The 8,684-nt window shown below is 59.3% G+C and carries 12 protein-coding genes and 1 tRNA gene; 7 read left to right on the plus strand and 6 right to left on the minus strand.

Translation table 11 applies throughout. From position 1 onward, the window contains the following. Window positions 1-59: 59 nt before the first annotated feature. From EII23_RS07055 to EII23_RS07065, 3 genes are all read right to left on the minus strand, one after another. Entirely contained in the window at window positions 60-1,607 is a 1,548-nt protein-coding gene (locus EII23_RS07055; protein ID WP_124792684.1) for a 2-isopropylmalate synthase, read from the minus strand. Window positions 1,608-1,716: 109 nt separating this feature from the next. Then, window positions 1,717-2,478 carry a CDP-diacylglycerol--serine O-phosphatidyltransferase gene (gene pssA, locus EII23_RS07060; RefSeq protein WP_124792685.1) on the minus strand — a complete coding sequence of 254 codons (762 nt, stop codon included), beginning with the start codon at window positions 2,476-2,478 and terminating at the stop codon, window positions 1,717-1,719. A 58-nt stretch (window positions 2,479-2,536) separates the two neighbouring features. Further along, a complete protein-coding gene (locus tag EII23_RS07065; RefSeq protein ID WP_124792686.1) occupies window positions 2,537-3,178 on the minus strand; it encodes a phosphatidylserine decarboxylase family protein in 642 nt (213 codons plus the stop codon). A gap of 107 nt (window positions 3,179-3,285) precedes the next feature. Here EII23_RS07065 and EII23_RS07070 point away from each other — a divergent pair, with 107 nt between their 5' ends. From EII23_RS07070 to infA, 5 genes are all read left to right on the plus strand, one after another. Continuing rightward, the gene (locus EII23_RS07070; protein ID WP_124792687.1) at window positions 3,286-3,615 is read left to right on the plus strand and encodes a chemotaxis protein; all 330 of its coding nucleotides are present in this window, start codon (window positions 3,286-3,288) and stop codon (window positions 3,613-3,615) included. A gap of 3 nt (window positions 3,616-3,618) precedes the next feature. After that, window positions 3,619-4,764, plus strand: a complete 1,146-nt coding sequence (locus tag EII23_RS07075) for a metal-dependent hydrolase (RefSeq protein WP_124792688.1) — start codon at window positions 3,619-3,621, stop codon at window positions 4,762-4,764. A gap of 74 nt (window positions 4,765-4,838) precedes the next feature. Then, window positions 4,839-5,330: a cyclic pyranopterin monophosphate synthase MoaC gene (gene moaC, locus EII23_RS07080; protein ID WP_124792689.1), complete on the plus strand. Its 492-nt coding sequence runs from the start codon at window positions 4,839-4,841 to the stop codon at window positions 5,328-5,330. After that, a complete protein-coding gene (gene lgt / locus EII23_RS07085; protein WP_124792690.1) occupies window positions 5,327-6,154 on the plus strand; it encodes a prolipoprotein diacylglyceryl transferase in 828 nt (275 codons plus the stop codon). The genes moaC and lgt overlap by 4 nt, the downstream gene beginning before the upstream one ends. 59 nt (window positions 6,155-6,213) lie before the next feature. Further along, window positions 6,214-6,432, plus strand: coding sequence for a translation initiation factor IF-1 (gene infA, locus EII23_RS07090; protein ID WP_124792691.1), 219 nt, complete (start codon window positions 6,214-6,216; stop codon window positions 6,430-6,432). 12 nt (window positions 6,433-6,444) lie between these two features. On the opposite strand, the gene EII23_RS07095 is transcribed toward infA, so the two are convergent. Continuing rightward, on the minus strand, window positions 6,445-6,924 hold the full coding sequence (locus tag EII23_RS07095) for a phosphatidylglycerophosphatase A (protein WP_124792692.1): 480 nt from the start codon (window positions 6,922-6,924) through the stop codon (window positions 6,445-6,447). A gap of 296 nt (window positions 6,925-7,220) precedes the next feature. Here EII23_RS07095 and EII23_RS07100 point away from each other — a divergent pair, with 296 nt between their 5' ends. Both EII23_RS07100 and EII23_RS07105 read left to right on the plus strand, forming a co-directional pair. Continuing rightward, window positions 7,221-7,646 carry a hypothetical protein gene (locus EII23_RS07100; protein ID WP_124792693.1) on the plus strand — a complete coding sequence of 142 codons (426 nt, stop codon included), beginning with the start codon at window positions 7,221-7,223 and terminating at the stop codon, window positions 7,644-7,646. A gap of 73 nt (window positions 7,647-7,719) precedes the next feature. Beyond that, a tRNA-Leu gene (locus EII23_RS07105) sits at window positions 7,720-7,805 on the plus strand. A gap of 223 nt (window positions 7,806-8,028) precedes the next feature. Here EII23_RS07105 and EII23_RS13625 read toward each other — a convergent pair. After that, a complete protein-coding gene (locus EII23_RS13625; RefSeq protein WP_221620374.1) occupies window positions 8,029-8,235 on the minus strand; it encodes a winged helix-turn-helix transcriptional regulator in 207 nt (68 codons plus the stop codon). Next, a complete protein-coding gene (locus EII23_RS13150) occupies window positions 8,199-8,402 on the minus strand; it encodes a helix-turn-helix domain-containing protein (RefSeq protein ID WP_221620372.1) in 204 nt (67 codons plus the stop codon). The genes EII23_RS13625 and EII23_RS13150 overlap by 37 nt, the downstream gene beginning before the upstream one ends. Between the last annotated feature and the right edge of the window lie 282 nt (window positions 8,403-8,684).

Consider the following 8,684-nt stretch of genomic DNA (forward strand, 5'->3'; position numbering starts at 1 on the left):
GCGGCGCAGAGGCCGCGTTCTTCAATGCTGCGTCGCAAAAAGCGCACAGGCTGCGCATATCAGTTCAACTGACAGTGCAGACGGGGACCTTCTTCTTCCTTGGCAAAAAGATGGTTCAGCGCGTTGACGTAGGCTCTGGCGCTGGCCACAAAAATATCCGGATGGGCTCCACGCCCGAGAGCATAGACATTGCCTTCACGCAGCCGTACGCTCACCTCGCCCTGGGCATCAGTGCCGCCGGTGATGGCGTTGATGGCGTACTGCTCCAACTCCGGCTCACGGCCAACAATATCGGCAATGACATTGAACAGGGCATCCACCGGCCCCACGCCGAATCCAGCCCCGCTGCGCTCCACGCCGTCCACATCCATGATCACCGCTGCGGTGGGCGGGACCCCGCCCGTATCGGAACTCTGGATACTCACATGGCGCAGCCGGATACGGTCCGGCATGCGGTAAATTTCTTCCTGCACCAGCGCCATGAGGTCATCGTCGTGCAGGGTCTTTTTGCGGTCGGCCAGCTTCTTGACCGCCTCAAAAAGAAGATTGAGCTGTTCTTCATCCAGTTTGTAGCCCAGGCTCTCGAACTTGTTGCGCACGGCATTGCGCCCCGAATGCTTGCCAATGACCAGGCTGCTCTCGGTGCGGCCCACGGACTCCGGAGTCATGATTTCGTAAGTTTCCCGGTGCTTGAGCATACCGTCCTGATGGATGCCCGACTCGTGGGCAAAAGCGTTGACACCCACAATGGCCTTGTTGTGGGGGATGGGCTGGCCGATGGTCATGGAGAGCAGGCGACACGAGGGATACAACTGCTCGGTAACGATATTGTGCTCCAGACCGAAATGGTCATGCCGCACCCGCAGACTCATGACCACCTCTTCAAGAGCGGCATTGCCCGCACGCTCCCCAATGCCGCCCAGAGTGACCTCGGCCTGGCGCACCCCCACCCGGAAAGCCGCCAGCGTATTGGCCACCGCCAGTCCCAGATCGTTATGGCAGTGCACGCTGAACACGGCCTTGTCGCTGTTGGGCGTATTTGTGATCACATATGCGATGCGGGCCGCAAATTCTTCCGGCACGGCGTAACCCACGGTATCGGGCAGGTTGATGGTTGTGGCCCCGGCCTTGATGGCCGCTTCCACCACGCGGCAGACAAAATCACCCTCGGAGCGGGAAAAATCTTCACAAGAAAATTCCACATTGTCCGTAAGGGCGGCACAGCGCCTGACTCCGGTCACGGCCATAGCCAGGACCTCATCGGGGGATTTACGCAGCTTGTGACGCATGTGCAGGGGAGAAGTGGACACAAAAACGTGCAGGCGGGGATTTTTGGCCCCCCTGATGGCCTCCCAGCAGCGGTCGATATCTGCGGGAGTGCAGCGCGCGAGTCCGGCCACCTGAATATTGTTCGCCTGTTCGGCAATGCGGCGCACAGCCTCAAAATCTCCGGGACTGGAAGCGGGAAAGCCGGCTTCCATGATATCCACGCCAAGCACTTCAAGCTGGTGGGCCAGACGGAGCTTTTCCTGCAGATTCATGGTTGCGCCGGGCGACTGCTCGCCGTCACGCAAAGTGGTGTCAAAAAAATAGACGCGGTTTTTCATGGCATACTCCCTGACGGGCAAAGGGTGAAGGTTCTTTGCATAACGGCCGCCGTAAAGAGCGGCTGTCCGGGGGAGTCCGCCCCTGGGGGCGGCGTGCCGTTACGCAGCCTCATTCGCTCTGGGGCGATAGGGCGCGTAGCAGTTGACGATTGCGACGGGGCAGGATGACAAAGGTGTAGGCCAGACCGCCCGCAATATAGGCGGCACAGAGCACAAAACCCATGAAGCGCGGCGCGGAGATCACCGTGCCGAGCACAAGAAGAAAGGCAAGCATGACACGGATGGGATGGGCATGGAAAAAATCATATTCCTTGAAGGAAAAGTAGCGCACCTTGCTGACCATCAGCACGCCGACACTCACCGTCAGGGCAAGCGTCATGTAGGGCAGCAGGGAGTGCAGGCTTTCGGCAAAAAGTGAGGCAAAAAAAACAAAGCACACCACAGTGCAGCCTCCGGCCGGAATGGGAAGGCCGATAAAAAAACGCTTACCGGCAGCACTGGTGCTCACATTGAAACGCGCCAAGCGCAAGGCTCCGCACGCGGCATAGGCAAAGGCCGCGGCAACGCCCACCCGGCCAAGGGCAGACAACTGCCACTGCCAGGCCAGCATGGCTGGCGCGATGCCAAACGCCACCAGATCCGAAAGAGAGTCGTACTGCACGCCGAACTCGCTGGTGGTGTTGGTCATGCGGGCGACCTTGCCGTCCAGACCGTCCATGATGGCAGAAACCAGGATGGCCAGACAGGCAGGCTCATACTGGCCCTGCACAGCCCAGGTTATGGACAGAAAACCAAGAAACATGCTCAACGTGGTGATCATGTTGGGCAGCAGATAGATGCTGCGACGCGGTTTTTTGCTTTCCTGAGTCATACCTGGGCAAAGGCCTCTGCGCCGGGAGATTCCGGAGTCATGGGCAAGGGCAATACGGCTATTCCGGACGGGCCACAATGCTCTGCCCGGCAAAGACCTGCTGCCCGATGCGGGCCACAGCACCATAGCCCTGCGGCAGGTAAAGGTCAACCCGCGAGCCAAAGCGGATCATGCCGTACCGCTGGCCCCGATCCAGACTGTCGCCCGGCTCCACCCGGCAGACAATACGACGGGCCACAAGCCCGGCGATCTGCACCATGCTCCACAACTTGCCCTTGTCGTCGCGCAGGCTGTAGGCGCAACGCTCGTTGTCGGTGGAAGCCTTGTCCCAGGCGGCATTGACAAAGGCTCCGGGAAAATAGCGGATATCCTCCACGCGTGCGGCCACAGGAGAACGGTTCACATGCACGCTGAAGACATTCATGAAAATGCTTATGCACAAAAGGGATTCGCCGCTGAAAGGATCCGGCCGCCGCTCGATGCGGATGACCTTGCCGTCGGCGGGGCTGACGGCCACATCCGGATCGCCGGGCACAACGCGTTCGGGATCGCGAAAAAAGTGCGCGCTGAACCAGCACAAGGCCAGAAAAACCACTGCCAGAAGCCAGCAGCCAATGCAGGCGAAAACAAGGGCGGAAAGGCCCGTCAGACCGATGCAGGGCCAGCCTTCGGGAGTAATGCCGCAGTGTGCGGGACGCATATAGCCTCCGAAAAACATTCTTCAAAAATATATGTTACCCGACTCCGCCACCTTCCACAAGGAAAAAACGCCTTGCCGGGCAGGCCGGACATAGCTATACAAAAAGCATGAAAGCACGCTACGGCCTGTCCCCATTTTCCGCCCTCGCGCTGACGCTCGCCCTGCTGGCCGGTTGCGGCCCCAGGGATATCGGCACAGGCACCTCCCCGGAGCCCCCCCCCGAAGGCATTTCCACGGCAGACCAGTTGCGGTATCCCGTGTACGGCGCAGGGGCAACACAGCGCATGCTCTACCTCTACAGCCATCCCGATATCACAGCCAACATGCAGCAATGGCGCATGCGGCACTTTGCCCGCGTCCACGGGCTTGCGCCCGTCAGCCCCGAAGACCCGCAATACCGGGCAGTGCCGCGTCAGGCCAGCCCTTTCCGGCAGTAAGACATGGATCCGCTTACTCACGCCGCCAGCGGCGCGGCAGCCATGCTGGCCATGCCCCGCCGCCCCTCCACCCGCTGGGCCGTACCTTTGGCCGCCCTGGCAGCCGCTTTCCCGGATGTGGACATGCTGTTCGCCAACAGCCCCCTGAATCTGCTGCTCCTGCACCGCGGCATCACCCATTCCTTGTTTTTCGCTCCTCTGCTGGGCCTGCTGCTGGCCTTGGCGGCCCGCCCTCTCCAGAGCCACGGCACGCCCGGCCGGTGGAAGCTGCGCACGGTCTGGCTGTTCATGACCTGCATGGTTCTGCTGCACATCTGGCTTGACTGTATCACCACCTACGGAACCATGATTTTCCTGCCTTTTTCGTCTCTGCGGGTACGCCTCAACGCCGTTTTCATCATCGATTTTCTGCTGACGCTCCCCCTGCTTTGGGCAATATGGCGCTGGCGCGCACGGCGTACCCTTCTGCTGCTTGTTCTGGCCTGGCTTTTCGTCTATCCCGCCTTCTCCATCGCCATCAACGCCCACCACGAGGCACGGGCTACAGCCCGCCTGGCTGCCCAAGGCAGGGATGTGAGCCGGGTTGTCATTCTGCCTGATGCCCTGGCTCCCTTCTACTGGCGCGCGCTGTACGCGGAAAACACCTCCGCAGGCCTGCGGGTGCACACACAGGGGCTGGACATGCTGGGCCGCCCCCACAGCCCCGAAGCAACAGACACAGGACTTTCGCCCCACTGTGAAAAATCTCTGGCCGGGCAATCCGTGACGGCCGGAGCTTTTCTGGAGTTTACCCTACTGCCGGTGGTCAGCCCTCTGGAAGAAGGACTCGAACCACCCCCGGATACGGGCGTACCTCTGGCGGCTGACACCAGCTCCGTCTTGCGGTACACAAAAATCAGCGACCAACGTTTCGGCAGCAACCTGAAATTTGTTCGCAAAATCATGGCCGCGCGCGCGGGCTCTGAAGTGCCTTTCGCCCTTCTGACCGAAACAGCTTTTGCCCAAGGTCATGCGGACGCTGACGGGCAGTGCGGGCGTCTTGTCCGCGAGGCCCTGCATTTTCCTAACCACGCCGCCGTACCCCGCTGGCAGCCCCCACAGCCGCCTTCAGAGCCTGCGCTCTGGCGGTGGCTTGTGGGTCTGCGGTAAATTGCCCGTTTTTCCGAACGGCAAAACAGCCTTGCCGCGCCGAGCTCCGACCACTCCCCAACCCGGAGGACATAATGGATCAGACCTTCTCCCACCTCGACACTCAGGGTTCCATGACCATGGTGGACGTAAGCCACAAGCCCTCCACGGAACGCGTGGCCATTGCCCGTGCTGTGGTGGAGATGGCTCCGGGCACTCTGGAACTTCTGCGCAAGGCCGCTCTGCCCAAGGGTGACGTGCTTGCCTGTGCGAAGATCGCCGGGATCATGGCGGCCAAGCGAACCGGAGAACTGATCCCGCTCTGTCATCCCCTCAGCCTGACCCATGCCGATGTACGCTTTCGTGTGATCCAGGAGCCGCCGCAGGTGGTCATTGAAGCCGAGGCACGGACAGTGGGCGCCACAGGGGTGGAAATGGAAGCCATTGTGGCCGCGCAGACTGCCGCCGCCACCATCTACGACATGTGCAAGGCCGTGCAGCGCGATATTGTTATCAGCAACGTGCGCCTGTTGTACAAGAGCGGCGGAAAAAGAGGCGTTTTTACGGCACCGGATTTCACCCGATGAATATCTTTCCCATTGATCCCGTGGCCCTGACCATCGGCGGCCTGCAACTGCGCTGGTACGGACTCATGTATCTGGCGGGTTTTGCGCTGGGCTGGGGGCTGGGACGCTGGCGGGCCAGCCGCCCCGGTTCCGGCTGGACAGCCCATGAAGTGGACGACCTGCTGACCTGTGTCATGGTCGGCATCATTGTGGGCGGCAGGCTGGGCTATGTGCTGTTTTACGATCTGCCCGCCTATATTCATGACCCCATGGAGATTCTGCGCGTCTGGAACGGAGGCATGTCCTTCCACGGAGGATTGCTGGGAGTGCTGGCAGCCTTCTGGTATTTCGCACGCAGCCGGAAGAGGACGTTTCTGGAAGTATCGGACTTTATCGCGCCCCTGATCCCCCAAGGACTCTTTTTCGGGCGCCTGGGGAATTTCATCAACGCCGAATTGTGGGGCAAGGTCAGCGATGCGCCTTGGGCCGTGGTTTTTCCCGGCGGCGGCCCCCTGCCCCGCCACCCTTCCCAACTGTATGAAGCCCTGCTGGAAGGACTGGTGCTCTTTGCGCTGCTCTGGATATTTTCCGGGAAAAAACGCAAGACAGGAGCGGTTTCCGGGCTGTTTGCCCTGGGGTACGGCCTGTTCCGCTCGGGAGTGGAATTTGTGCGCGTGCCCGACGCGCACCTGGGTTATCTGGCCATGGGCTGGCTGACCATGGGACAGGTGCTCTGCCTGCCGCTGATCATTGCGGGCATCTGGTTGCTGTGGCGCTCCTCCTCTGCCCCTGCAAAACGCGGCACGCATGGCGGGCGCGCAAAAGGCGGCTCTGGAGCACCTTGACAGCACCCCGTTTTTTTGTGAAACTTTCTGCCGCTTGTTCACTTTTTTACGGAGTTCACATGGCCAAGGAAGGATCTATTGAAGTTGACGGCATTGTGCAGGAAGCCCTACCTAATGCCATGTTTCGCGTGGAACTGGAAAACGGGCACGAAGTGCTGGCCCATATTTCCGGGAAAATGCGCAAATTTTATATCCGCATCCTGCCCGGCGACCGCGTCAAGGTGGAGCTTTCGCCCTATGATCTTACCCGCGGCCGCATCACCTACCGCATGAAGTAAACCCGGCGGCCGTCAGGCGCCGGGCAGTGCCCCCAGCCAGCGCAGCAGGGCCACGCACGCCAAGGCCCATCCCCCCGCCACCACATCGTCGATCATGATGCCGAAACCGCCGGGCAGCCAGTTTTCTGCGGCCCGCACCGGCCACGGCTTGAAAATATCGAACAGGCGAAAAAAAGCGAATGCGGCCAGTACCAGCCAAAAATCCGGTTTGGCAAAAGGCAGCAGCACCAGCCAGACGCCCACCAGTTCATCAATGACAATCTCGCCGGGGTCTCTGACGCCCAGCAGCGTCTCCGCGCGGCCGGCCGCCAGCCCCCCCAGCACAAAAAGCCCTGCCAGAACCACGATACGCCAGCCCAGGGGCAGAGGAAAAAAAACATAGGGGGCCAACAGGCAGGCCAGCAGTGTGCCCCAGGTTCCCGGCGCGCTACGATCCAGACCAGCCACTCCCAGGCGGCAGAACGACAGTATCAGCTTGTCTCCCGGCGTCATGCTTCCTCCTGTGCCGATGCTGCGCGCCCTGTTGCCAGGCGCACGGCGTCTCCGCTTTTTTGTACGGCCAACGCCGGGTCAAGGCAAGCTGTCGCCTTTGGGTTGTCACCGGGCAGAGCCTGCACGCCGCAGGAACTTGTCGGCCCCGTCCGCTACGACTGTACCCGCGCGCACGGAAGAAGGCAGGTGAACGATGCGGATTCCATATGTAGGATGCTGCGCCCGCGCGCACGGAAAATAGGTGGACAAAAAGCCCCGGATTGCCTCCAGACCGTCTTTGGCATATAAAAAACCGCATGGACAAAAACCGCAGCGAACTTTTCGGCCATCTTGCCTATGACGACAGCCTGACCTACGAGTTGCTCTTGCAGGCAGAAGAAGAGCTGACAAGCCGGATCGGCGACCTGCTGTTACGGGCCGGAGCCGCGCATCTGGACTTTACCCCTCTGGGCGATGCGCTCATGTTCCAGTGCGCCTTTGAGCGACACAGGCTCTACATCTACCGCAAAATTGCTCTGGAGATGGCATCCCTGCTGCCCGAGGGCGTGCAGGGGCGTCTGCTCTGCGTGGACAAGACCCTTGGCCCCCTGCATGTGTACTGGCTGCGCAAAAACGTCTGGCAGGAAGAAGAACGCCCTGTTCCCGGCGAGCCACCCCGAGGACTCAGGCAATGGCACTGCGTGAGCGCAGCGAACGCGTGTGAGCCTGTGACGCAGGACTGAACACCGCCGAAAAATCCGGCGAAAAAGTGGAAATCGTATATTCTTTTGCGGACAGAGCTTTTGGCATGACTGTGCCCGGATGGTGGAACAGGCAGACACAAAGGACTTAAAATCCTTCGCCTCTTTGGCATGCGGGTTCAAGTCCCGCTCCGGGTACCATAAATGATTTCAGTCCCTTGCGTCATTCCGGCAAGTGCTGGAATGGCGCGGCATGGGTGTGGTGTGTACACGCCATCAAAACGGAGTTCCCTTCCCTTTTCAAGGGACTGCTGTCAGATCAAGTCAAAACTGGTTCAGCTACGCAAAACGAAGCCTTTCCTTCCTTGCCGCCGTGCAAATCAGGTGAATCTCATTGTGGGCAACAATAATTTGACGACACTATCTAGAAAATTTCTAAATTCAAACCTTTTTGATTATGGATGGCTTCTAGAGCCGTTTTTTTAACATACTGCTCTCTGGCCTCACACACCGCCCGATGATTGGTGTCCGCCCAAATAACAAGCTTCTGCATCGGTACAAGAAAAGAACGGCCAAGCTCCGTCAGTTGATACTCTACACGCGGCGGTACTTCGGGATAAATCGTGCGCAGTTGGAAATATCACCAATCTCACGTGAGAGCGCATTGAAGCGCAGAGTTTTTACCTCCAACGCTTCCAGAACCAGCAAACTCCACTGGTCGCCTATGCGGTCAAGCACGTCCCGGATTGGGCAGGGCTGTACAAATTCATAGTCGCTATCCTCAATCTTAACATCCACAAAACGCCTCCTCTTTCATGGTCACATTTTGCTGACCTGATAACTTTTCCGTGACTTCTTGCGCCAGCAAAACCGCTTTGCTATGAGCAGTTATGGTTTAGATAGTAGACCATTCTTTAAAATCATACCAGAGGCAATTACAAGTGCCGCCTCACAGCGGCGTTTGACGTTTTTATCAAAACTATTAGATAGTGTCGTCAAACTATGAATAGTATGATAACACCTCTTCCTGCATGACAGGAGAAGCTATGCGCGCACATCGACGACACGATATTTGTGACA

The sequence above is a fragment of the Desulfovibrio sp. OH1186_COT-070 genome (assembly GCF_003860215.1).
GTDB lineage: Bacteria > Desulfobacterota > Desulfovibrionia > Desulfovibrionales > Desulfovibrionaceae > Desulfovibrio.

What these genes read in the sequence shown, in the direction of transcription:
- EII23_RS07055 (WP_124792684.1), bottom strand. Translation starts at nt 1,607, where the DNA reads ATGAAAAACCGCGTCTATTTTTTTGACACCACTTTGCGTGACGGCGAG.
- pssA (WP_124792685.1), bottom strand. Translation starts at nt 2,478, where the DNA reads ATGACTCAGGAAAGCAAAAAACCGCGTCGCAGCATCTATCTGCTGCCC.
- EII23_RS07065 (WP_124792686.1), bottom strand. Translation starts at nt 3,178, where the DNA reads ATGCGTCCCGCACACTGCGGCATTACTCCCGAAGGCTGGCCCTGCATC.
- EII23_RS07070 (WP_124792687.1), top strand. Translation starts at nt 3,286, where the DNA reads ATGAAAGCACGCTACGGCCTGTCCCCATTTTCCGCCCTCGCGCTGACG.
- EII23_RS07075 (WP_124792688.1), top strand. Translation starts at nt 3,619, where the DNA reads ATGGATCCGCTTACTCACGCCGCCAGCGGCGCGGCAGCCATGCTGGCC.
- moaC (WP_124792689.1), top strand. Translation starts at nt 4,839, where the DNA reads ATGGATCAGACCTTCTCCCACCTCGACACTCAGGGTTCCATGACCATG.
- lgt (WP_124792690.1), top strand. Translation starts at nt 5,327, where the DNA reads ATGAATATCTTTCCCATTGATCCCGTGGCCCTGACCATCGGCGGCCTG.
- infA (WP_124792691.1), top strand. Translation starts at nt 6,214, where the DNA reads ATGGCCAAGGAAGGATCTATTGAAGTTGACGGCATTGTGCAGGAAGCC.
- EII23_RS07095 (WP_124792692.1), bottom strand. Translation starts at nt 6,924, where the DNA reads ATGACGCCGGGAGACAAGCTGATACTGTCGTTCTGCCGCCTGGGAGTG.
- EII23_RS07100 (WP_124792693.1), top strand. Translation starts at nt 7,221, where the DNA reads ATGGACAAAAACCGCAGCGAACTTTTCGGCCATCTTGCCTATGACGAC.